This window comes from Acidovorax sp. GW823-FHT02H02, from assembly GCF_058797075.1.
Genome location: NZ_JBXAJH010000010.1, coordinates 1 through 20,909 on the forward strand (window position 1 = coordinate 1; position 20,909 = coordinate 20,909).

A 20,909-nucleotide genomic window follows, 5' to 3' on the forward strand; every position below is an offset into this window, starting at 1 on the left:
AGGGTCGCCTTTTCTTTGCTTACTTTCTTTTGGCGAAGCAAAAGAAAGTGAGGCGCCCGCCGGGGCGAGACCCGGCCCCCGCCCCCAGAAAAAGCACAACATCAACTACTAAAACAATAGCCGTCAGCGATTTATAAACAAGCTTCAGAGCCGCAAATTACCCCAAATCACCCCGCCCCATCTCCTCCAGGCAAGCCCGCATGACCAAAGGGTGAAACGCCATCTGCATATGCGCCACCCCCTGCACCAACCGGTTGTCCGCCCCCGCCAACATGGCCGTACCCGCCGGAAAAACGATGTTGTCGCAGTTCGAATACCAGCAGGTGAACAAGGCTGCACGGGCAGCCGGCTCGCCCTGCTGCAGCTGCTGCACCCATGCACCGCCCAACGCCATCTGCTGGCCGTTGACCGAACGGCTGAAACGCCCCGCCCAGGCGCCACCATGCGGTGTGCCCAGCGTGATGACCCGGTGCACGCGCGCGGTGGCGCTGTCTGCCGCCAGTGAGCGCAGCCAGGCGCGGGCCGCCAGCCCGCCCATGCTGTGCCCCACCACCACCGGTGCCAGGCCGGTGGCCTCTTGCATGCGTTGCACGGCGGCGTCGATGGTGGCCGCGTAATCGTCGATCGAGCCAAAAGCCGGCTCCAGCGTCACCGCCACAAAGGCATGGCCGCGCTCGCGCAGCGCCGCCATCCACGGCAGCCAGAAACCCCGGTTGCACAGAAAACCGTGCACCAGCACCACGCCCCGGCGCGTGGCCCGCTGGTTGGGCGCCAGGGGCGGAAGCCAGTCGGGAATGGCGCTGTGGCGAAAGGGCTGGCGCCAGCCAAACACCGCCAGCGCCAGGCGCGCCTCGGCCCACCAGGCCGTGACCAGTTGCCACCCTGGCGGCCGTGGCGCGGGGTCCGAGCGGTTCACGCGCAGCATGGTCGCGAACTGCAACCCCAGCACCAGCCCGAACAAGGCCAGCGCGGCGGCGACGCCCGCCAGCGCGGTCAGCGGCGAACGGGGCCACTGCCATGCCAACCAGGCGATCGTGGCCAGGGTGTTGACGAGGACCACGGCTTGCTGCCAGCGTGCGTTCATGGATTCGGGTGTTGCAAGGAAGGAGCACCATTGTGCGGCCTGCCCCCGGGAGGACTTGCACTGGATGCGGCCCACACCGTCCGCCACCGCAGCGCCGATGCCACGGCCCTGTCGCCAGCGGGACGGAGCTGGCACGCACCCTAGGACAAGCCCGGTAGCCGGCCCCCTGCCCCGCTCCCACAATCTGGGCCTTCCCCCACTGGAGCACCCGAGGACACCGCATGGAAAAGATCTGGCTCAAAAGCTACCCTCCCGGGGTTCCCCACGATGTGCAGCCAGAGCAATACCGCTCTGTGGCGCACCTGCTGGAAGAATCCTTTCGCAAGCACGCATCGAGCCCTTTTTCGGTCTGCATGGACCAGTGGATGTCCTATGGCGAACTCGATCGCCTGTCGGCGGCCCTCGGGGCCTACCTGCAGGGCCTGGGGCTGGAGTCTGGCGCGCGCGTGGCCATCATGCTGCCCAACGTGCCGCAGTTTGGCGTGACCATGGCCGCCGTGCTGCGCGCCGGCTACACCTGCGTCAACGTGAACCCGCTCTACACCGCCCGCGAGCTGGAGCACCAGCTCCAGGATTCGGGCGCCACGGCCATTGTGATCCTGGAGAACTTCGCCCACACCCTGAGCGAAATCGTCGAGCACACCGCCGTGCAGCATGTGGTGATGGCATCCATGGGCGACCTGCTGGGCGCGGTCTATGGCCCCTGGATCACCTTTGCCGTGCGCCATCTCGCCAAGATGGTGCCCGCCTACGAACTGCCCCTGTCCCAGGGCCGCAAGGTCGTCCGCTTCAAGAAAGCACTGGCGCTGGGCGAGCGCCGCACCCTGGCGCCCAGCCAGGCCACGCTCGATTCGATCGCTTTCTTGCAGTACACGGGCGGCACCACGGGCCTGTCCAAGGGCGCGGTGCTGACCCACCGCAATATCGTGGCCGCCACGCTGCAGGCCGAGGCCTGGTTCACACCGGCGCTCGCCAAGGTGGGCGACGTCAGCCGCGCCAACAGCATTGCCGCGCTGCCGCTGTACCACATCTTCGCGCTCACGCTGTGCCTGCTGGCCATCCGCCAGGGCTCCAGCCTCACGCTGATCCCCAATCCGCGCGACATTCCCAAATTTGTCGAGGTGCTCAAGAAGCGCCCCTTCCACATGCTGCCCGCCGTGAACACGCTGTTCAACGCACTGCTGCAGAACCCGCAGTTCAAGTCGGTCGACTTTTCGCACCTGTGCGTTTCGCAGGCCGGCGGCATGGCCGCGAGTGAAGGCACGGCCAAGCAGTGGCAGAAGGTCACCGGCAGCACCATGATCGAAGGCTGGGGCATGAGCGAGACCTGCGCCATCGGCACCAACAACCCCGTGACCAACACCGCGTTCAGCGGCACCATCGGCCTGCCCCTGCCCGGCATCGACATCGCCATCAAGGACGACGCGGGCAACAGCCTGCCCCAGGGCGCCTCGGGCGAAATCTGCATCCGCGGCCCCAACGTGATGGCGGGCTACTACAACCAGCCGGAAGAGAACGCCCTGGCCTTCACGGCCGACGGCTTCATGCGCACGGGCGATATCGGCACCATGGACGCGCAGGGCTACACGCGCATCATCGACCGCAAGAAGGACATGATCCTGGTGAGTGGCTTCAACGTGTTTCCGAACGAGCTCGAACAGGTCATCAGCCTGTGCCCCGGTGTGGTGGAATGCGCGGCCATCGGCATTCCCGACGCCATGCAGGGCGAATCCATCAAGATCTTCGTGGTCAAGAACGACCCCGCCTTGACCGAGGACCAGGTGGCCAGTTTCTGCCACGCCAACCTGACCGGGTACAAACGCCCCAAGTACATCGAGTTCCGCGACGAGCTGCCCAAAAGCAATGTGGGCAAGATATTGCGGCGGGAGCTGAGGACCACCTCCTGAGCGGCGGGGCGGCCGCGGGCCCCGGTCGCACCCACCTAATTACTTGATTTTGCATAGCTTATGACGCTTACCCCACCTGCGCTACCAGCCGAAATAACGGTATTCGAGCGCGGCTGGCTCTCTGCCAACAACATTCTGTTCATCGGTCAGCGCGACACCGCACTGGTGGACACCGGCTACTGCAGCCACGCCGACCAGACGGTGGCGCTGGTGCAGGGCGCGCTGGGCAACCGTGCGCTCGACCGCATCCTCAACACCCACCTGCACAGCGACCACTGCGGCGGCAACGCCGCGCTGCAGCAGGCCTGGCCGGGGGTGGAGACATCCATTCCGCCCGGCCAGGCCGCCCATGTGCGCGACTGGGACGCCTACGCGCTGAGCTACACCCCCACCGGCCAGGAATGCCCGCCCTTTCGCTACGACAGCCTGCTGGCCCCCGGCACCACCACGCTGCTGGGCGACAAACCCTGGCAGGTGCACGCCGCGCCGGGGCACGATACGCATTCGGTGGTGCTGTTCGAGCCGCAAGACAGCATCCTGATCTCGGCCGACGCGCTGTGGGAAAACGGTTTTGGCGTGGTGTTTCCCGAGCTGGAGGGCGACAGCGCCTTTGCCGACGTGGCCGCCACGCTGGACCTCATCGAGCGCCTGGCGCCGCGCACCGTGATTCCGGGCCATGGACCGGTGTTTGCCGACGCGCCCCGCGCACTCGCCGTGGCGCGCAAGCGGCTTGACGGCTTTGCCGGCAACCCTGGCAAGCACGCGCTCTATGCCGCCAAGGTACTGCTGAAATACAAGCTGCTGGAGTGGCAGCGCATCCCCGTGTCCGAACTGCGCGCCTGGACGGACGCCACGCCCTACTTCGGCGCCATGCACCAGCGGCATTTCAATGATCGCGGCCGAGGCGAGTGGCTGGAGGGGTTGATGGACGAGCTGGTGCGGTCGGGGGCAGCGCGGCGGGAGGGGGAGTGGTTGGTGAATCTTTGAGGATGGTGGGTTCGGTTGGTCTGCCTGCTGGTCTGAATTTTTAGCTTCGGCGCTGATGTATCAGGCGTTGATAGCTATTTTTTTGATAGCTGTCGCTGTGCCTTTGCATGGGGCGGGGGCCGGGGTGTGCGCCCGGCAGCGCAGTGGCTTTCTTTTGCTTCGCCAAAAGAAAGCCACCAAAGAAAAGGCGACCCTACAGGCTGCGTCCCTGCGCTTCGCTGCGGGCAACCTGCGGTGCTCGCGTTCAGCGGAGTCTCGCTCGAACTCGCTGCGCTCAGACAATCGCGAACCCTGATCCGCTGGCCGCTGCGCTCCTCGGCGCAGCCTGAAGGGAACCGGAGCAAACATCCCTTCGGGCCATCGCTGCGCTCGGCCCAGGCAGCACAGCGCGTGGCGCTTGCGTCCGCGAGAGGAGGCCGAGCGCAGCGATGGCCCGAATGGATGTCTGGATGTTCTTTTCCCACCCCATCTGGCTGCGCCTGCGGCGGGGCGGTTGCGGGGTGAGCATGCGCGTCGCAGCGCGCATGCCTCGTCAACTGACTCGCCGTGGCTGTCCGAGCGGCGCGCGCAGCGCAAAGCGAGTTCCACGGCGCACCCCGCAACCGCCCCGATGCAGGTTTGCCCCGTAGCAACGCGAAGGGGTCGCAGACTGTGGGTCGCCTTTTCTTTGCTTACTTTCTTTTGGCGAAGCAAAAGAAAGTGAGGCGGCCGCCGGGCCGAAACCCGGCCTCCGCCCTCAACCAAGGCACACTACAAACCATCAAAACAATAGCAACCAGCGCCTGATAAACAAGCACCAGCGCCTAAAAAGACCTCAAGGAAGCTCCTTGTTCGCCTCCGGCTCCGCACTCTCCCGCGGCCCCACCGTGCCCAGCCGGCTCTTGAGCGACTGCGGCTGCCCCGTCAGCAAGGCCGCGTAGTTGGTGGTGTTGGCCAGCACCTTCTTGACGTAATCGCGCGTCTCGGCAAAAGGCACGTTTTCGGCCCAGATGGCGGCATCGAGCACCGGGCCGTTGCGCCAGCTGCGCGGGCGGCCGGGGCCGGCGTTGTAGGCGGCCGCAGCCATGGGCATGGAACCCGCGAAATCGTCGAGCGCCAGCTTGAGGTAGGCCGTGCCGATGGTGATGTTGGTGTCGCGGTCGGTGATCTGGTCGGGCGTGAAACCGGCCAGCCCGATCTTGCGGGCCGTCCAGCGCGCGGTGGCGGGCATCACCTGCATCAGGCCCGAGGCGCCCACGCCCGAGCGGGCATCCATCACAAAGCGGCTTTCCTGGCGGATCAGGCCGTAGACATAGGCAGGGTCGAGCCCGATGCCCTGCGCGCGCTCCACCACGGTGTTGCGAAACGGCGTGGGAAAGCGCTGTGCCGCATCGGTCACGGCCTTGGTGCGCTCGCTGGTGTTGATGCAGCGGTCCCACACCTCGCGCTGGCAGGCAAAATCGGCTGCGGCCAGCAGTTCGCGGTCGGCCATGCCGCCGGGGGTGTGCAGGTTGGTGGTGTAGTTCCACTCGCGCACGCCTTCGCTGCGCAGGCCCAGCAAGATGGCGTAAAGGCCCCGGTTGAGCCCCGGGTTGGCGCGCGCAGCCGCTTTTTCCTCGGCGGTGAGCGGTGCCGGTGCGGGCGGCGTGGCAATGCGCTGGCCCAGCTCTTCCAGGGCCAGCTGCTCATAAAAACCGCGGGTGCCGGCAATGCCCTCCAGCAATTGCCGTGCTTCAGCGCGCTCGCCTTCGCTGGGCCTGGCGGCCAGCAAGGCGCGGGCTTTCCAGTACACCCAGGTACTTTCCTGGCGGGTATCGTCGCCCATGGCGTCGATGGTCTTGCGCACCACCTTCCATTGGCCGGCACGCAAGGCGGCGCGCGCCTTCCAGCCCAGGGTGTCGTCGTTCAGGTCGCTGTCGCGGGTCACGTTGGCGAAATACCCCATGGCATCGGGCGAGAGCTTTTGCGCGGCCTGCTTGCCGATCACGCCCCAGACCCAGTTGCGCTCTTCGGCCGACAGCTGCACGCCCCATTTGGCGTCCAGCAGGTTGGCGGCGGCCTGCGGGTCGCCGGTGGCCAGCTTGACCAGGGCCAGCACCACCAGCTCCTGGTGCATCTTGCCGCGCACGGTGGTGCGGCCGAGCAGGTATTTGGTGGGCGAGTCGAACACATCGCGCAGCTGGGGCAGGGCATCGGGCGCGACAATTTCCACGGCATTGCGCACCACGCGCATGCGGTTGGCCTCTATGCCCAGGCGCGCCTTGCGCCACACATCCAGCGCACTGAGCTTCTTGTCGCTGTAAAACTCGCTGGCCGCGTGGGTGCAGCCGTCGTCCGCATCGCGCAGCGCATACCAGGTGCGGCGCACATCGTCGGCAGCACTGGTGGGTGCCGTGCCCTTGATCTGGTCGATCAGCAGGGCGTAGCAGCGCACCTCGCGGTCGTCCGACATGCGGTACTGCGGATGGTGCTCGGCAAACTGCGACCAGTCGCGCCGCTGGCCCAGCAGCAACAGCCAGTCATTGCGCAGGCGGTCTTCCTGGTAGCTGCCGGCATAGCGCTGCAAAAAGGCCTGCACCTCCTGCGGCGCGGCCTCTTCCAGACGCGCCTTCAGCGTCCAATAAGCGGCCCAGGGTTCCAGCGCATGGCCGCGCGCGGCGGGCAGCAGCTGTTCGAGCTTCCTGCGGTCGCCCTTGCGGAAGGCCTGCTGCATCTCCAGCAGGGTGTCGTCGCCACGGTTTTGCGCCTGGACCAGGGGCGCAGCAATGGCCAGCACGGCAGCGGCCACAAGGGGTGTCAGAATGGCTCTGAGTAAATGCATGGGGGAATTATCTGATGGACAAAGCAGCCCTTCGGCGCGCATTGATACAAGAACGCCTCAATTTGCCCGATCGCCTACAGCGATCCGACCTGTTGCAGCAAGTCATGCGCATCTGGCTGGTGAACCGGCCCGACACCGTGATCGGCGCCTACTGGCCCATCAAGGGCGAGTTCGACCCCCTGCCCGCCCTGCACCGCTGGAAGGAAGACGGCGAGCTGCTGGACGAGCCCCTGCGCCGGCGCATCGGCCTGCCGGTGGTGAACAAGCAGCACAAGACGCTCACCTTCCACGCCTGGCACCCCGGCTGCCCCATGGAAGAAGACGCCTACGGCATTCCCAAGCCCAAGGACACCGAGATGATCGTGCCCACGCTGCTGTTCGTGCCCTGCGTGGGTTATGCGCCGGGCGGCTACCGGCTGGGCTATGGCGGCGGCTTTTACGACCGCACCCTGGCCACGCTGCAACCCAGGCCATTCACCGTGGGCCTGGGCTTCACCCACGGCTACCTCGACGACTTCGAGCCCGACGCGTTCGACCTGCCGCTCGATGCCATCCTGAACGACAACGGCGTGGTCTGGCCGGTATGAGGAACACATCCCTGATGTGGCCTGCTCTGCGGCCTTCTGACAGGTGACCGCGCTTCAGTTTCAAAAGAAAGGTGCACCATGATCCAGCTCTACATCGGCAACAAGAACTACTCGTCCTGGTCCATGCGCCCCTGGGTGCTGCTGCGCCAGGCGGGCATTGTGTTCGAGGAAGTGCGCGTGCGCTTCGACAGCTTCGAGGCCGGCTCGGAGTTCAAGCGCACCGTCGGCACCGTCAGCCCCACCGGCAAGGTGCCGGTGCTGGTCGATGGCGATCTGGTGGTGTGGGACACGCTGGCCATTGCCGAGTACCTGGCCGAAACCTACCCCGAAAAGCAGCTCTGGCCCCAGGACAAGGCGGCCCGCGCCCGCGCCCGCAGCGTCTGCGCCGAGATGCACAGCGGCTTCACCGCCCTGCGCGGCGCCTGCCCCATGAACATCGAGGCCCAGTTGCCCGACACCGGCGCCCTGCTCTGGCGCGACAAGGCGGCCGTGCGCGCCGACGTGCAGCGCCTGGTCGAGATGTGGACCGGTCTGCTTGCGCAATATGGCGGGCCGATGCTGTTCGGCCAGTTCACCATCGCCGACGCCTACTTTGCCCCGGTGTGCATGCGCCTGCACACCTACGCCCTGCCAGTGCCGCCCCACATCGCCGCCTATGTGGACCGCGTGCGCGCGCTGCCCAGCGTGAAGGCCTGGATCGACGAGGCCCTGGCCGAGAAGGACTTTCTGGATTTTGAAGAACCCTACCGGTTGCGGCGCTGACGGGCCCGTTACCGGAACTGCTTGCGCAAAAACGGCTTGTGCCGCACGATGTGCGCCATCTGCGCCCCGGCAATCGTGCCGCCCAGGTCTTCCTCTTCCGCGTTGAGCACCGCGTTGGCATAGGCCAGTGCGCGGGCCACCACTTCCTCATCGCTCACGCCCTGCTGCGCGGCCAGGTCCAGCGCCACGCGCTTCATGGCGCGCTGCGACAGCATCCACATGGCACCGAAGGCATCCCAGGCGGCGGCAGCCTCCTTGAACCTGTCGCGGTCGGCCAGGATTTCATTGAGCGGCTTGGCCAGGATCTCCTGCAGGTCGTCCACCTTGGCCTGGAGGGCGTCGAACTGCGCCTCGCGCTGCAGGGCGGCGGCGGCCGCGTTGGCGGCGGCATCGGGCGCCGTGGGCACGGGCACGCTGCCGTCGGGGTTGAGTTGGGCAATGGTGAGGTCGGACGACAGGGGCATGGTGGGCTGGAATATACGGCCGGGGGCAGGTCCTAAACTACGCCGATGCAAATCTACATGGTGGGCGGCGCCGTCCGCGACAAGCTGCTGGGCCGTCCCGTGAACGACCACGACTGGGTGGTGGTGGGCGCCACACCCCAGCAGATGATCGACCTGGGCTATCTGCCCGTGGGGCGCGACTTCCCCGTCTTCCTGCACCCCGAGACGCGCGAGGAATACGCGCTGGCGCGCACCGAGCGCAAGAGCGGGCGCGGCTACCGCGGCTTCGTGGTGCAAAGCTCGCCCGATGTGACGCTGGAGGAAGACCTCTCGCGCCGCGACCTCACCATCAATGCGATCGCGAGCAGCGCAGGTGGACCGAGCGCTGAGGCTCTGTTTGACCCCTATGGGGGTGCCCGCGACCTGGAACAGCGCGTGCTGCGCCATGTGACCGACGCCTTCCACGACGACCCGGTGCGCATCCTGCGCGTGGCGCGGTTTGCGGCGCGCTTTACCGATTTTTCGGTGGCACCCGAGACCATGGAATTGATGCGCTCCATGGTGGCGCACGGCGAGGCCGACCACCTGGTGGCCGAGCGCGTGTGGCAGGAGCTCGCGCGCGGGCTGATGGAAGCACGGCCTTCGCGCATGTTCGAGGTGCTGCGCGCCTGCGGCGCCCTGGCCGTGGTGCTGCCCGAGGTGGACCGCCTGTGGGGCGTGCCCCAGCGGGCCGAATACCACCCCGAGGTGGACACCGGCGTGCACCTGATGATGGTGCTGGACATGGCGGCGCACCTGCAGGCGCCGCTCACCGTGCGCTTTGCCTGCCTGGTGCACGACCTGGGCAAGGGGACGACGCCAGCCGACATGCTGCCGCGCCACATCGGCCACGAGCAGCGCGGCGCCAAGCTCCTCAAAGGCCTGTGCGAGCGCCTGCGCGTGCCCACCGAATGCCGTGAAACGGCCGACGTGGTGGCGCGCGAGCACGGCAACATCCACCGCAGCGGCGACCTGGGCGCGGCCGCCCTGGTGCGCCTGATCGAGCGCTGCGACGGCATCCGCAAGCCGGCCCGCTTTGACGAGATCCTGCGGGCCTGCGAATGCGATGCGCGCGGGCGTCTGGGGTTTGAAGAAGCGCCCTACCCGCAGCGCCAGCGGCTGCGCGAGGCGCTGCTTGCGGTGCAATCGGTCGCTACCAGCGGGGTAGCTGCCCGCGCTGCAGAATTGGGCATTACAGGGCAAAAAGTGGGTGACATGATCCACGCTGCACGGGTGCAGGCCGTGGCGGCCTGGCCAGGGCTGGTGCCGGCGCCCGGCGCCTGATCAGGAAGCCTGCACCGAGCGCACCCAGCGCACGATGTCGGCCGCGCCCAGCGCGCCCGAAATGCGCGCCAGCTCGCGCCCGCCCTGGAACAGCACCATGGTCGGAATGCTGCGGATGTTGTAGGGCGCTGCCACCTGCGGGTAGGCCTCGGTGTCGAGCTTGGCCAGGCGCACGCCGGGCTCCAGCTCGCGGGCGGCCTGGGCAAACGCGGGCGCCATCTGGCGGCACGGCCCGCACCAGGGCGCCCAGAAATCGACCAGCACGGGGATATGGCTGCGCTGCACATGCTTGGCAAAGCTGGCGGCGTCCAGCGCCAGCGGCGCGCCCGTGAACAGCGGCTGGTGGCAGCTGCCGCAATCGGGCGCGCTGGCCAGCTGGGCCTGCTGGACACGGTTGGTGGTGTGGCAGTGGGGGCAGACGATGTGCAAGGCTTCGGTCATGGCAGGGCTTTCAGGGCGGTGTCTTTGGGACATCGGGCCACGGCCCCCGAAATTCAAGCCCGCAGACTTCAGCCATCAGAGCCACTTCACCAGCAGGCTCAGCACAAAGCTCAGCAGCACCGTGCTGGCCAGCGGAATGAACCATTCGCGCCCGAACAGCCGGAAGCGAAAGTCCCCCGGCAGCCGCCCCAGCCCCATGCGCTGCAGCCAGGGCGAGAGGCCGTTGATGAACACCAGCGCCAGGAAGACAACAATCAGCCAGCGGATCATGGCGAGGCCTGCTTCATAGCCTGTGCGAGCGGTCGCCTTGCGCAAACCCCAAGGGCTCCCACGCCTCGCCCACGCCCAGGGCCAGCACCTTGAACAGCTCGCCCATCTCGTGCTCCATGATCAATTTGGCTGCCAGCGCACGATCTGATTGCGGCAGAAGCTCCATTTTCGATAGCAAGCCGCAGTTGATCAGGAAATGCGCCTGCGTGGTGTAGCCCAGCACGTTGAGCCCCGCCTCCTGCGCCGCCAGCGCCATGGCGGTGAAATTGACATGGGCAGTGATGTCCTTCAGGCCCACCTTCGCCAGCGGGTCGCCGTCGGCCAGATGGCCCTGGTGGCACATCACGGTGCCCATGTGGCGCTGGGGGTGGTAGTACTCGCCCTCGCCAAAACCATAGTCCAGCAGGAAGATGGCGCCGCGCACCAGCCGGTCGGCCAGGGTGCGGATGAAGGCTTCGCCCTGGGCGTGAATCTCGGTCAGGTAGTCCTGCGGGCCTTCGATGGCTATGGGCGGGCGCAGGTCGGTGGGGCGGTCGGCCCAGGCAAAACTGCCGTCCTCGGCCAGCACCACGCCGCGCTCGTGCCACCGCCCACCCTCTTGGCCGCCATGGCGGGCCAGCAATTGCACGGGCATGGCGTCGAGCACCTCGTTGCCCACCACCACGCCGCTGAATTGTTCGGGCAGCGCATCCACCCAGCGCAGCTTGTGCGCATGGGCCACCAGTTTGGCCTGCTGGCGCGCGCGCAGGCTGCCCGACAGGTCGACGATGGTGTAGCGCTGCACCTGGTCGCCCAGCGTGTCGAGCAGCTGCAGCGCCAGTGCGCCCGAACCCGCGCCGAACTCCCAGACCTCGTGGGTGCCAGTGTGCGCCAGGGCCTCGCCCACCTGCACGGCCAGCGTCTGGCCGAACAGCGGCGTCATCTCGGGCGCGGTCACGAAGTCGCTGCCCGACCCGGGCATGGCGCCGAATTTGGTGGAATCGTTGGCGTAATAGCCCAGGCCGGGGGTATAGAGGGCCAGCGCCATGAAGCGGTCGAACCCGATCCAGCCGCCCGCGGCGGCAATGGCCTGGGCGATGTGGGTTTGCAGGGCGGTCGTTAAACTGTCGGGTGTTTTTGTCACGGCCCGCATTGTCCCCCACATGTCCATTTCTCCCCGACCGCGCACGGTTCTGGTGACGGGCGCCGCCCGGCGCCTGGGTCGCAGCATTGCGCTGGCGCTGGCGGCTGGCGGCTGGCAGGTGGCGGTGCACTACCGCGCGTCGGCCCAGGACGCTATCGATACCGCAGCTGCTTGCGCAGAACTGGCAGGTACCAGCGCCCATTTTGATGCGGATTTCTCTGACGAGGCAGCGGTGCGCGCCCTGCTGCCCCAGGTGATCAACCACTTTGGCAGCGTGGATGCAGTGGTCAACAGTGCCTCGCTGTTCGAGCACGACGATGCCCAGACCTTCGGTTTTGCCGCGCTGGAGCAGCACCTGCGCAGCAACACCGGCGCGCCCATCGTGCTGGCCCAGGCCCTGCACCGGCATCTGCAGGACCGCGCCGCTGCGGGCGAGGCCGACGCGCACGGCGCCGTGGTCAACCTGCTGGACCAGAAGCTCTGGAACCAGAACCCCGATTTCCTGAGCTATACGCTCTCCAAGGCCGCGCTCGAAGCCGCCGGCACCATGCTGGCGCTGGCGCTGGCGCCGCGCGTGCGGGTGGTGGGCGTGGCGCCTGGCCTTACGCTCACCAGCCACATGCTGAGCGACGAGAAGTTTGCCCGTCTGCACGCGCTGAGCCCGCTGGGCCGCTCGTCCACCGCCGACGATGTGGCCGCCACCGTGCGGTTTGCGCTGGAAAACCGGTCGATCACCGGTACCACGCTGCTGGTCGACGGTGGCCAGCACCTGATGAAGTTCGAGCGCGACTTTTCCCTGATGTGAGCGCATGCTCAGCCCCAATACCATGAACCAAGCCACCGGTCTCCAGACCCTGACCCTCACCGGGCTGCGCTTCGATGCCAACCTGGGCATCCTCGCGCACGAGAAAAACGCGCCCCAGCCCATCCAGGTCGATGCCGAGCTGAGCCTGGGCGCGCAGCCGCTGGCGCCGCACGACGACGACATCGCGCATGTGCTCGACTACCGCAAGGTGCGCCAGATCATCATCGACGAGTGCACGGCCGAGCATGTGAACCTGCTGGAGAGCCTGATCGGCAAGCTGGCCCAGCGGCTGATGCAGCTGCCCGGCGTGTGCGGCGTGCGCGTGAAAATCGCCAAGCTCGAAATTTTTGACGACTGCGAAGTGGCGATCCGCATGGAAACAGGACAGTGGTGAACGCAATGAATGCAATCGACAGCAACGCCTGGACGGGCGAGGAAGCCGCAACGGCGGTGGCGGAACCGGCCCGCGCGCCGGCCGACTTCAAGATCGAGCGCGAAACGCACAAGCTCGAAAAACGCCTGTGCCGCGAAGTGGGCAAGGCCATCGTGCACTACAACATGATCGAAGAGGGCGACAAGGTCATGGTCTGCATGTCGGGCGGCAAGGACAGCTATGCGCTGCTCGACATCCTGCTCAAGCTCAAGGCCCGCGCGCCCATCCATTTCGACCTGGTCGCCGTCAACCTCGACCAGAAGCAGCCCGGCTTTCCCGAGCATGTGCTGCCCGATTATCTGAAGAGCACCGGCGTGCCGTTTCACATCGAGAACGAGGACACCTACAGCATCGTCAAGCGCCTGATCCCCGAGGGCAAGACCACCTGCAGCCTGTGCAGCCGCCTGCGCCGGGGCATTCTGTACCGCGTGGCCGACGAACTGGGCTGCACCAAGATCGCCCTGGGCCACCACCGCGACGACATCCTGCAGACGCTGCTGCTCAACATGTTCTTCGGCGGCAAGATGAAGAGCATGCCGCCGAAGCTGGTCAGCGACGACGGCCGCCATGTGGTGATCCGCCCGCTGGCCTTCGTGGCCGAGAAGGACACGGCACGCTGGGCGCAGCACCGCAACTTCCCCATCATCCCGTGCAACCTGTGCGGCAGCCAGGAGAACCTGCAGCGCAAGCAGGTGGGCGAGATGCTGCGCGATTGGGAAAAGCGCTTCCCCGGCCGCGTGGAGAACATGTTCAACGCGCTGCAGAACGTGGTGCCCAGCCACCTGCTCGACGGCGCACTGTACGATTTCAAGGGCGCACGCGCCACGGGCGTGGCCGACGAGAATGGCGACAAGGCGTTTGACGCCGAGGAATTCCCCGCGCCATCGGCCCTGCCCGGTTTGCAGGTGCTGCGCATCCAGTAAAGGTCGGAGCAGCGCTGCCGGCGCTTTTTTCAAGGAGCTGCCATGAAATGGATCACTTTGCCCCTGCTGTGCGCGGCGCTGTGGCTGACCGGCTGCGCCAGCAGCCGCCTGGTGGACAGCGATGTGCAGTCGTTCTCGCAGCTCGCCCGCGCGCCGGCGCGGCCCACCTACCAGTTCGAGCGCCTGCCGTCGCAGCAGGCCCAGGGCGCCCAGCAGGACGCCGTGGAAGAACAGGCCCGGCTGGCGTTGGCCAAGGTGGGCCTGCGCCAGGACAGCGCCGCCCCGTTCCTGCGCGTGCAGGTCCATGCCCGCACCAACCTCCAGGCCTATCCGGACTACTGGGATGGCCCCGGCTGGGGCTGGGGCGGCTGGGGCGGTGGCCGCGGTTTTCATGGCGGCCTGTCGATGCGCTTTCCACCTCCCACGCTGTACCGGCGCGAGGTCGGCCTGGTCCTGCGCGAGGCGGCCAGCGGCACCGTGGTGTATGAAACCCGTGCCGTGCACGAGGGCGTGTGGAGCGACAACCCGGCCGTGTTCGCCGCCATGTTCGACGCGGCCCTGAACGGCTTTCCCACCCCACCCGCCGGGCCGCGCCGCATCGTCCTGGAAATACCGCGCTGAGGCGCTCTGCACCCATGAACGCCACCCGCATCATTGCTGTTCGCCACGGCGAAACCGCCTGGAACGTGGACACCCGCATCCAGGGGCATCTCGACATCCCCCTCAACGACACCGGCTTGTGGCAGGCGCGGCAGCTGGCGCGGGCCCTGGCCGACGAGCCCCTGGCCGCCATCTACACCAGCGATCTGCAGCGTGCGCAGGCCACGGCCCAGGCCGTGGCAGATGCCACGGGCGCGCCACTCACGCCCGAGACCGCCCTGCGCGAACGCAGCTTTGGCGCGCTGCAGGGGCGCACCTTTGCCGAGATCGAGACCGCGCTGCCCGAGCAGGCCTTGCGCTGGCGCAAGCGCGACCCGCACTTTGCGCCCGAAGGCGGCGAATCGCTGACCGCGCTGCGCGAGCGCATCAACGCCACGGTGCACCGCCTGGCCGCACGCCACCCCGGCGAGCAGGTGGTGCTGGTGGCGCACGGCGGCGTGCTCGACGTGCTGTACCGCCTGGCCACCGGCCAGGAAATCCAGGCGCCCCGCACCTGGCAGCTGGCCAACGCCGCCATCAACCGCCTGCTGTGGACGCCCCAGGGCCTGAGCCTGGTCGGCTGGGCCGACACCCAGCACCTCGACCACGCCGCCCGCGATGAAGCCACTGCCTGAGACGCTGGAGGCCCGCATCGGCCTGCGCGTAAACCAGCTCGACACGCCCGCGCTGGTGGTGGACCTGGACGCCATGGAGCGCAACATCGCGCGCATGGCCGACTTTGCCCGCAAGCACCGCGTGCTGTGGCGCCCGCACGCCAAGATGCACAAGAGCGCCGAGATCGCCCTGCAGCTGCAGCGCGCCGGTGCCGTGGGCGCCTGCGTGCAAAAGACCGCCGAGGCCGAGGCGCTGGCCGCAGGCGGCGTGCGCGACATCACCATCACCAACCAGGTCATCGCCCACCCCAAGCTGCTGCGCGTGGCGCGGCTGGCCGCACGCCTGCAGGCCCAGGGCGGGCGCCTGGCGCTGGCGGTGGACAGCGCCGAGGGCATCCAGCGGCTGGCCGAGGCCATGGCCCAGGCAGCGCCGCAGGCGCGCATCGACGTGCTGGTCGAGATCGACGTCGGCCAGGGCCGCTGCGGCGTACCACCGGGCGAGCCGGCCCTGGCGCTGGCCCAGGCCGTGGCGCGGCTCACGCAGCTGCGCTTCGCCGGCCTGCATGCCTACCACGGCCGCGCCCAGCACCTGCACGGCGCGGCCGAGCGGCGCGATGCCATCGCGGCGGCCGTGCAGGCCGCGCGCCACACGCGCGACCTCCTCACCGCCGCCGGGCTGCCGGTGCCGCTGGTCACCGGCTCGGGCACCGGCACACTGGTGCACGAAGCGGCCAGTGGCGTGTATGGCGAACTGCAGGCGGGCTCGTTCCTGTTCATGGACGCCGACTACGCGCGCAACGAGCGCGAGCCGGCCCAGCCCGCATTCGAGCAGGCGCTTTTCGTGAAAACACAGGTCATCTCGGCGTGTGACAGCCATGCCGTGTGCGACGCGGGGCACAAAAGCCACGCCATCGACTCGGGTCTGCCCACCGTGGCCCTGCTGCCGCCCGGGCGCGCCCTGCGCTATGCCAACGGCGGCGACGAGCACGGCCTGCTGTATGCCGACAGCCCCCAGGCCCGGCTGCCCGCGCTGGGCCAGATGCTGTGGCTGGTGCCGGGGCACTGCGACCCCACGGTGAACCTGCATGATTTTTTGATCGGCGTACGCGGCGGGCTGGCCACGGGCGTGGTGGAACGCATCATCAGGGTTGATGCCAGAGGCGCCTTGACCTGATTGGGGCAAGAATCCGGCGGCATGAGCCCCAGCCAGATCATCGTTCTCGCCACGCCCGTATTCTTGGCACTGATCGCCATCGAGCTGGCCGTCGGCATCCGGCGCCAGCGCAACACCTACCACCTGGCCGACGCGGTGAGCAGCATCAGCCTTGGGGCTCTGAGCCAGACCAGCGCGGTGTTCACCCGGCTGCTGCGCATCGGCATCTACACCGCGCTGTTCGAGCAGGTGGCGCTGTGGCGCAACGATGCATTCTGGACCAGCCTGCCCGGCTGGCTGCTGGCGCTGGTGTTCTACGATTTCTGCTATTACTGGCTGCACCGCATGGGGCACGAATCGGCCGTGCTGTGGGCCGCGCACGCCGTGCACCACCAGAGCCAGGACTACAACCTCGGCACCGCGCTGCGCCAGACCAGCTCGGGCGCGCTGCTGGGCTGGGTCTTTTACGTGCCCATGGCGCTGGCCGGCGTGCCGCCGCTGGTGTTTGGCGTGGTGGCGCTCATCGACCTGCTCTACCAGTTCTGGGTGCATACCGAACAGGTGGGGCGCCTGGGCTGGTTTGACCGCTGGTTCTGCAGCCCCAGCAACCACCGCGTGCACCACGCCGTCAACGACGCCTACCTCGACAAGAACTACGGCGGCATCCTCATCCTGTGGGACCGCCTGTTTGGCACCTTCAAGGACGAGGACGCGCAGGAAAAATGTGTATACGGCACGCGCGGCCGGCTCGATAGCTGGGACCCGGTGTGGGCCAATGCCCAGGTGTATGCGGGGCTGGCGCACGACAGCTGGCACGCGCGCCGCTGGGGCGACAAGCTCAGGGTGTGGCTCAAGCCGCCAGGCTGGCGGCCGGCCGATGTGGCCGAGCGCTTTCCCAAGCCGGCCTTCGACATCGCGCAGATGCCGCGCTTCAACCCGGCCATGGCGCCGGCCACGCGCTGGTTTGCCTGCGTGCAGTTTGCGCTGTTGCTCGCGGGTATTTCGGTATTTCTGTGGCACGCCGACAGCGCCCCGCTGGCGCACAACCTGGCCTGGTTCGCGGCGCTGCTGGCCGTGCAATGGGCCCTGGGCGCCGTGGTGCAGGGGCGCATCGGCATGCTGTTGGCGCTGATGATCGAAGCGGGCGCCCTGGCCACCGCCACCAGTGCCGTGGGCTGGACCGAGTGGCACTGGTTTTTCAAACCCCTGGCGATGGTCATTGCTATTATATTAATAGCATTTAATGCTTTATCCATAGGCGACAAAAGCCAATTCGATGCAAAACCCTGGGCCACGATGGTGCTGGCGCTGGTGCTGTCTCTGGCCGGTGATGTGTTCCTGATGCGGAACGGATTTTTCATTCCCGGCCTGGTGAGCTTTCTGGGCGCGCACCTGGCCTATATCGCCCTGTTCCGCCGGGGGGTGCCGTGGTTTGCCCACCGCGGCGCAATGGCAGGCACGCTGGCCGTGGGCGCCGCCATGTACGCCTTTTTATGGGCCGGTGGCCTGCCCGCCGCATTGCGCGGCCCGGTGGCGGCCTATGTGCTGGTGATCGCCCTGATGGCCGCGCAGGCCCTGGGGCGCGCCCAGGTGCTGGGCAGCAGCGCGGCGCGCAAGGTGGCGGCGGGCGCCTGCTTTTTCATGCTGAGCGATTCACTGCTGGCCACCCACCGCTTTGTGCAGGCCTTGCCCATGGCGCAGTTCTGGGTGCTGTCCACCTACTACGCCGCGCAGATGCTGATCGTCTGGGGCTGGCTGCGGAACCCCTCGCCCCTGCAGGCAGACGCCACCCCAGGGGCTGGCGCACCCGAGTGCGCAGCGGCAATCCCAGCGGCGCTCGACCATCCCCGCGCCGTGGCGACCCGCGCAGGCTGATCAGGCGGTGCAGGCCCGTGCCGGTGCGGGCGCAGCGTCGGGGGACCCCGGCAAGCCGGTGAACACCCCGATGGGCGATCCGATTTGCGCCTGCAGCGCCACCGTTTCACCAATCATGATCAGCGCAGGCGGATGCACGCCGTGGGCCACACTCAGCGCGGGCAGTGTTTGCAGCGTGCCCACGATGCTGCGCTGGCCGGGCAATGTCGCACGCTCGACCATCGCCGCCGGTGTGCTGGCGGGCAAGCCATGGGCGATGAGCTGGGCACAGATGGTGGGCAGGGTGCCCACGCCCATGTAGATCACCACGGTCTGGCGGGGCCGCGCCAGTGCAGCCCAGTCGAGCGCAACGGTGCGCTCGCCCTCTTCGCCCTGCAGGTGGCCCGTGGCAAACACCAGCATGGCGGAATGGTCGCGGTGCGTGAGGGGGATACCCGTGGCCGCTGCGGCACCCTGGGCCGCGCTGATGCCGGGCACGGTCTCGCAGGCAATGCCCATAGCGGCCAGCGCCTGGGCCTCCTCGCCGCCGCGCCCGAAGATGTAGGGGTCACCCCCCTTGAGCCGCACGAGCGACCGGCCGCTTTGCGCCAGCCGCACCATCAGATCGATGATGCCCTCCTGCGGCAGGGTGTGGTTGCGGCTTTGCTTGCCCACGTAGATCCGCTCGGCGCCGGGGGCCACATGCTGCAGCACGTCATCGGACACGAGGTGGTCATACAGCACCAGGTCGGCGCTGGCGAGCACGCGGGCCGCCTTGAGCGTGAGCAGTTCGGCATCGCCGGGCCCGGCGCCCACCAGGGTCACCCGCCCCCACTCGGAAGACGCCAGCCGGTTGGAAGGACCACCCGAAAGGGCGGCGGGAGTGCTGTCGTGGGAGGGCAGCGAAGTGGGGCAGGCGGTATCCATCGGGGTTTCCATGTGGAACGGGGCACGGTTGTAAGGCAATGGCTCGATTGTCAAAACGCCAGGGTCTGCCGTCCTTGATAAACATCAAGGACGATGGCGGCAAATCCAGCGATATTGGGCCATGCACGACAAGAACGCGCCGCAGTCGCACCGCCTTGCACAGGCGGGCACCTCACCCAAGGCCGGCAGCTCCCTGCGGGGCCTGCCCCGGCTCGGTATCTGGCTGGCCTTGCTGGCCGGTACCGCCGGACTCCATGCCCAACCCGTCCCACCCACCGCGCCACGCCAGCAAGAGCTGGTGCGCATGGTGCGCCAGGACTGCGGCTCGTGCCACGGCCTGCGCCTGACCGGTGGCCTGGGCCCCGCACTCACCCGCGAAGCCCTGGCCGACAAGCCGTTCGACTCCATCGTCGCGACCATCTACCACGGCCGCCCCGGCACGCCCATGGCGCCCTGGAAAGCCATGCTCAGCGAAGCCGATGCCCTGTGGATTGCCCAGCAACTGTTCGCCGGGTTCCCCGAATCTGTGAAAGACCGTCCATGAATCGCCGCCACTGCCTGAGCCTTCTGGGCACCACCCCGCTGCTGCTGAGCGGCTGCGCCAGCGTTGCCGGGGCTTCCGGCGCCCCCGCCGACCTGCCATTGCGCGGCACGGGCGACCTGGGTGTGGTGGTGGCGCGCGCCACCGGCACCCTGGCCATCGTCGACACCAGCCAGCGCACGCTGCTGGCCCAGGTGACCGGCCTGGGCGACCTCTCGCACGCCTCGGTGGTGTTCTCGCGCGACGGCCGCTACGCCTATGTTTTCGGGCGCGACGGCGCGCTCACCAAGGTCGACTTGCTGACGCGGCGCATCACGGCGCGGGTGATGCAGGCGGGCAACTCGATTGGCGGCGCCATCAGCGCCGACGGCAGCCTGGTGGTGGCGCAGAACTACACGCCCGGCGGCATCAAGGCCTTCAACGCCGCCACGCTGGAGCTGGTGGCCGACATTCCGGCCGCGTACGAGAACGGCAAGCTCTCGCGCGTGGTCGGCCTGGTCGATCTGCCGGGCCGGCGCTTTGCCTACAGCCTGTTCGACGCCAACGCGATCTGGATCACCGACCTGTCCGACCCGGCGCGCCCCGTCACGACCCAGCTGCCGAACATCGGCCGCCAGCCCTACGATGCGCTGGTCACGCCCAATGGCCGCCACTACATCGCGGGCCTGTTCGGCGAGGACGGCCTGGCCATGGTGGATCTGTGGGAAGAGAAGCCCCGCGCGCGCCGCATCCTGGCCGGCTACGGCCGGGGCCAGGAGCCGCTGCCGGTCTACAAGATGCCGCACCTGCGCGGCTGGGCCGTGGCCGGGCGCCGCGCCTACCTGCCGGCCATCGGCCGCCACGAGGTGCTGGTGGTGGACACCGACACCTGGCAGGAGGTGGGCCGCATCCCGGTGGCAGGCCAGCCCGTGTTCGTGATGGCCCGGCCCGACGGCCGCCAGGTGTGGGTCAACTTCTCGGTGCCCGACTACCACCGCGTGCAGGTCATCGACACCACCACGCAGTCCATCGTGCGCACCCTGGAGCCCGGCAAGGCCGTGCTGCACATGGAATTCACGCCGCGTGGCGAATCGGTCTGGATCAGCTCGCGCGACGACCACCGCGTGAGCGTGATCGACACACAGAGCTTTGCTACCCAGGCCACCCTGTCGATCGATTCACCGAGCGGCATCTTCTTCACCTCGCGCGCCGCGCGGCTGGGGTTTTGACATGGCCCAACCCCCTGAGCGGCTGCGCCGCTTCCCCCTTCTCTCGCCTCGCTGCGCGACGCGGGAAGGGGGACGCCGCCAGCGC

The 20,909-nt window shown here is 67.9% G+C and carries 21 protein-coding genes; 14 read left to right on the top strand and 7 right to left on the bottom strand.

Annotated elements, in window-relative coordinates:
- Window positions 1–157 precede the first annotated feature (157 nt).
- Window positions 158–1,084: an esterase/lipase family protein gene (locus tag AC1RDS_RS11910; protein WP_492227041.1), complete on the bottom strand. Its 927-nt coding sequence runs from the start codon at window positions 1,082–1,084 to the stop codon at window positions 158–160.
- Between the two features lie 221 nt (window positions 1,085–1,305).
- Here AC1RDS_RS11910 and AC1RDS_RS11915 point away from each other — a divergent pair, with 221 nt between their 5' ends.
- Together AC1RDS_RS11915 and AC1RDS_RS11920 are read left to right on the top strand one after the other, a co-directional pair.
- Window positions 1,306–2,991 (top strand): AMP-binding protein, encoded by a 1,686-nt coding sequence (locus AC1RDS_RS11915; RefSeq protein ID WP_303838253.1) that lies wholly within the window; start codon window positions 1,306–1,308, stop codon window positions 2,989–2,991.
- Window positions 2,992–3,051: 60 nt separating this feature from the next.
- Entirely contained in the window at window positions 3,052–3,978 is a 927-nt protein-coding gene (locus AC1RDS_RS11920) for an MBL fold metallo-hydrolase (RefSeq protein WP_492227042.1), read from the top strand.
- Between the two features lie 814 nt (window positions 3,979–4,792).
- Here AC1RDS_RS11920 and AC1RDS_RS11925 read toward each other — a convergent pair.
- On the bottom strand, window positions 4,793–6,778 hold the full coding sequence (locus AC1RDS_RS11925) for a lytic transglycosylase domain-containing protein (RefSeq protein WP_492227043.1): 1,986 nt from the start codon (window positions 6,776–6,778) through the stop codon (window positions 4,793–4,795).
- A gap of 14 nt (window positions 6,779–6,792) precedes the next feature.
- On the opposite strand from AC1RDS_RS11925, the gene AC1RDS_RS11930 reads away from it, so the two are divergent.
- Both AC1RDS_RS11930 and AC1RDS_RS11935 read left to right on the top strand, forming a co-directional pair.
- A complete protein-coding gene (locus AC1RDS_RS11930) occupies window positions 6,793–7,365 on the top strand; it encodes a 5-formyltetrahydrofolate cyclo-ligase (RefSeq protein WP_026436165.1) in 573 nt (190 codons plus the stop codon).
- 78 nt (window positions 7,366–7,443) lie between these two features.
- Entirely contained in the window at window positions 7,444–8,127 is a 684-nt protein-coding gene (locus tag AC1RDS_RS11935) for a glutathione S-transferase family protein (protein WP_026436166.1), read from the top strand.
- An 8-nt stretch (window positions 8,128–8,135) separates the two neighbouring features.
- On the opposite strand, the gene AC1RDS_RS11940 is transcribed toward AC1RDS_RS11935, so the two are convergent.
- Entirely contained in the window at window positions 8,136–8,591 is a 456-nt protein-coding gene (locus tag AC1RDS_RS11940) for a hypothetical protein (RefSeq protein WP_026436167.1), read from the bottom strand.
- Window positions 8,592–8,636: 45 nt separating this feature from the next.
- Here AC1RDS_RS11940 and AC1RDS_RS11945 point away from each other — a divergent pair, with 45 nt between their 5' ends.
- Complete coding sequence (locus tag AC1RDS_RS11945) at window positions 8,637–9,893, top strand: multifunctional CCA addition/repair protein (RefSeq protein WP_026436168.1); 1,257 nt, start codon at window positions 8,637–8,639, stop codon at window positions 9,891–9,893.
- Here AC1RDS_RS11945 and trxC read toward each other — a convergent pair whose 3' ends face one another.
- The 3 genes from trxC to AC1RDS_RS11960 form a co-directional block, all read right to left on the bottom strand.
- A complete protein-coding gene (gene trxC / locus AC1RDS_RS11950; RefSeq protein WP_026436169.1) occupies window positions 9,894–10,334 on the bottom strand; it encodes a thioredoxin TrxC in 441 nt (146 codons plus the stop codon).
- A 75-nt stretch (window positions 10,335–10,409) separates the two neighbouring features.
- Entirely contained in the window at window positions 10,410–10,604 is a 195-nt protein-coding gene (locus AC1RDS_RS11955) for a DUF2905 domain-containing protein (RefSeq protein WP_026436170.1), read from the bottom strand.
- 13 nt (window positions 10,605–10,617) lie between these two features.
- The gene (locus AC1RDS_RS11960; protein ID WP_026436171.1) at window positions 10,618–11,736 is read right to left on the bottom strand and encodes a class I SAM-dependent methyltransferase; all 1,119 of its coding nucleotides are present in this window, start codon (window positions 11,734–11,736) and stop codon (window positions 10,618–10,620) included.
- 10 nt (window positions 11,737–11,746) lie between these two features.
- On the opposite strand from AC1RDS_RS11960, the gene AC1RDS_RS11965 reads away from it, so the two are divergent.
- The 7 genes from AC1RDS_RS11965 to AC1RDS_RS11995 are packed head-to-tail and all read left to right on the top strand — an operon-like array spanning window position 11,747 to window position 18,169.
- Window positions 11,747–12,532: an SDR family oxidoreductase gene (locus AC1RDS_RS11965; RefSeq protein ID WP_026436172.1), complete on the top strand. Its 786-nt coding sequence runs from the start codon at window positions 11,747–11,749 to the stop codon at window positions 12,530–12,532.
- 22 nt (window positions 12,533–12,554) lie between these two features.
- Complete coding sequence (locus AC1RDS_RS11970; RefSeq protein WP_026436173.1) at window positions 12,555–12,926, top strand: dihydroneopterin aldolase; 372 nt, start codon at window positions 12,555–12,557, stop codon at window positions 12,924–12,926.
- A 5-nt stretch (window positions 12,927–12,931) separates the two neighbouring features.
- A complete protein-coding gene (gene ttcA, locus AC1RDS_RS11975) occupies window positions 12,932–13,888 on the top strand; it encodes a tRNA 2-thiocytidine(32) synthetase TtcA (RefSeq protein ID WP_026436174.1) in 957 nt (318 codons plus the stop codon).
- Window positions 13,889–13,930: 42 nt separating this feature from the next.
- Window positions 13,931–14,509 carry a DUF4136 domain-containing protein gene (locus AC1RDS_RS11980; protein WP_026436175.1) on the top strand — a complete coding sequence of 193 codons (579 nt, stop codon included), beginning with the start codon at window positions 13,931–13,933 and terminating at the stop codon, window positions 14,507–14,509.
- 14 nt (window positions 14,510–14,523) lie between these two features.
- Window positions 14,524–15,162 (top strand): histidine phosphatase family protein, encoded by a 639-nt coding sequence (locus AC1RDS_RS11985; protein ID WP_026436176.1) that lies wholly within the window; start codon window positions 14,524–14,526, stop codon window positions 15,160–15,162.
- Complete coding sequence (locus AC1RDS_RS11990; protein ID WP_092697534.1) at window positions 15,146–16,315, top strand: DSD1 family PLP-dependent enzyme; 1,170 nt, start codon at window positions 15,146–15,148, stop codon at window positions 16,313–16,315. Before AC1RDS_RS11985 ends, AC1RDS_RS11990 begins: the two co-directional genes overlap by 17 nt.
- Before the next feature lie 21 nt (window positions 16,316–16,336).
- Window positions 16,337–18,169 carry a lysoplasmalogenase family protein gene (locus tag AC1RDS_RS11995; protein ID WP_092697533.1) on the top strand — a complete coding sequence of 611 codons (1,833 nt, stop codon included), beginning with the start codon at window positions 16,337–16,339 and terminating at the stop codon, window positions 18,167–18,169.
- Here the strand turns inward: AC1RDS_RS11995 and cobA are convergent, their stop codons facing one another.
- Window positions 18,170–19,075 (bottom strand): uroporphyrinogen-III C-methyltransferase, encoded by a 906-nt coding sequence (gene cobA, locus AC1RDS_RS12000; protein WP_092697558.1) that lies wholly within the window; start codon window positions 19,073–19,075, stop codon window positions 18,170–18,172. It abuts the gene before it with no gap.
- Between the two features lie 121 nt (window positions 19,076–19,196).
- Here cobA and AC1RDS_RS12005 point away from each other — a divergent pair, with 121 nt between their 5' ends.
- Both AC1RDS_RS12005 and AC1RDS_RS12010 read left to right on the top strand, forming a co-directional pair.
- A complete protein-coding gene (locus tag AC1RDS_RS12005; RefSeq protein ID WP_092697532.1) occupies window positions 19,197–19,619 on the top strand; it encodes a c-type cytochrome in 423 nt (140 codons plus the stop codon).
- Window positions 19,616–20,824 carry a cytochrome D1 domain-containing protein gene (locus AC1RDS_RS12010; RefSeq protein WP_287878553.1) on the top strand — a complete coding sequence of 403 codons (1,209 nt, stop codon included), beginning with the start codon at window positions 19,616–19,618 and terminating at the stop codon, window positions 20,822–20,824. The genes AC1RDS_RS12005 and AC1RDS_RS12010 overlap by 4 nt, the downstream gene beginning before the upstream one ends.
- The last annotated feature ends 85 nt before the right edge of the window (window positions 20,825–20,909 follow it).

Coding starts and splice junctions, on each gene's coding strand:
- AC1RDS_RS11910 (WP_492227041.1), bottom strand. CDS start 1,084: ATGAACGCACGCTGGCAGCAAGCCGTGGTCCTCGTCAACACCCTGGCC.
- AC1RDS_RS11915 (WP_303838253.1), top strand. CDS start 1,306: ATGGAAAAGATCTGGCTCAAAAGCTACCCTCCCGGGGTTCCCCACGAT.
- AC1RDS_RS11920 (WP_492227042.1), top strand. CDS start 3,052: ATGACGCTTACCCCACCTGCGCTACCAGCCGAAATAACGGTATTCGAG.
- AC1RDS_RS11925 (WP_492227043.1), bottom strand. CDS start 6,778: ATGCATTTACTCAGAGCCATTCTGACACCCCTTGTGGCCGCTGCCGTG.
- AC1RDS_RS11930 (WP_026436165.1), top strand. CDS start 6,793: ATGGACAAAGCAGCCCTTCGGCGCGCATTGATACAAGAACGCCTCAAT.
- AC1RDS_RS11935 (WP_026436166.1), top strand. CDS start 7,444: ATGATCCAGCTCTACATCGGCAACAAGAACTACTCGTCCTGGTCCATG.
- AC1RDS_RS11940 (WP_026436167.1), bottom strand. CDS start 8,591: ATGCCCCTGTCGTCCGACCTCACCATTGCCCAACTCAACCCCGACGGC.
- AC1RDS_RS11945 (WP_026436168.1), top strand. CDS start 8,637: ATGCAAATCTACATGGTGGGCGGCGCCGTCCGCGACAAGCTGCTGGGC.
- trxC (WP_026436169.1), bottom strand. CDS start 10,334: ATGACCGAAGCCTTGCACATCGTCTGCCCCCACTGCCACACCACCAAC.
- AC1RDS_RS11955 (WP_026436170.1), bottom strand. CDS start 10,604: ATGATCCGCTGGCTGATTGTTGTCTTCCTGGCGCTGGTGTTCATCAAC.
- AC1RDS_RS11960 (WP_026436171.1), bottom strand. CDS start 11,736: ATGCGGGCCGTGACAAAAACACCCGACAGTTTAACGACCGCCCTGCAA.
- AC1RDS_RS11965 (WP_026436172.1), top strand. CDS start 11,747: ATGTCCATTTCTCCCCGACCGCGCACGGTTCTGGTGACGGGCGCCGCC.
- AC1RDS_RS11970 (WP_026436173.1), top strand. CDS start 12,555: ATGAACCAAGCCACCGGTCTCCAGACCCTGACCCTCACCGGGCTGCGC.
- ttcA (WP_026436174.1), top strand. CDS start 12,932: ATGAATGCAATCGACAGCAACGCCTGGACGGGCGAGGAAGCCGCAACG.
- AC1RDS_RS11980 (WP_026436175.1), top strand. CDS start 13,931: ATGAAATGGATCACTTTGCCCCTGCTGTGCGCGGCGCTGTGGCTGACC.
- AC1RDS_RS11985 (WP_026436176.1), top strand. CDS start 14,524: ATGAACGCCACCCGCATCATTGCTGTTCGCCACGGCGAAACCGCCTGG.
- AC1RDS_RS11990 (WP_092697534.1), top strand. CDS start 15,146: ATGAAGCCACTGCCTGAGACGCTGGAGGCCCGCATCGGCCTGCGCGTA.
- AC1RDS_RS11995 (WP_092697533.1), top strand. CDS start 16,337: ATGAGCCCCAGCCAGATCATCGTTCTCGCCACGCCCGTATTCTTGGCA.
- cobA (WP_092697558.1), bottom strand. CDS start 19,075: ATGGATACCGCCTGCCCCACTTCGCTGCCCTCCCACGACAGCACTCCC.
- AC1RDS_RS12005 (WP_092697532.1), top strand. CDS start 19,197: ATGCACGACAAGAACGCGCCGCAGTCGCACCGCCTTGCACAGGCGGGC.
- AC1RDS_RS12010 (WP_287878553.1), top strand. CDS start 19,616: ATGAATCGCCGCCACTGCCTGAGCCTTCTGGGCACCACCCCGCTGCTG.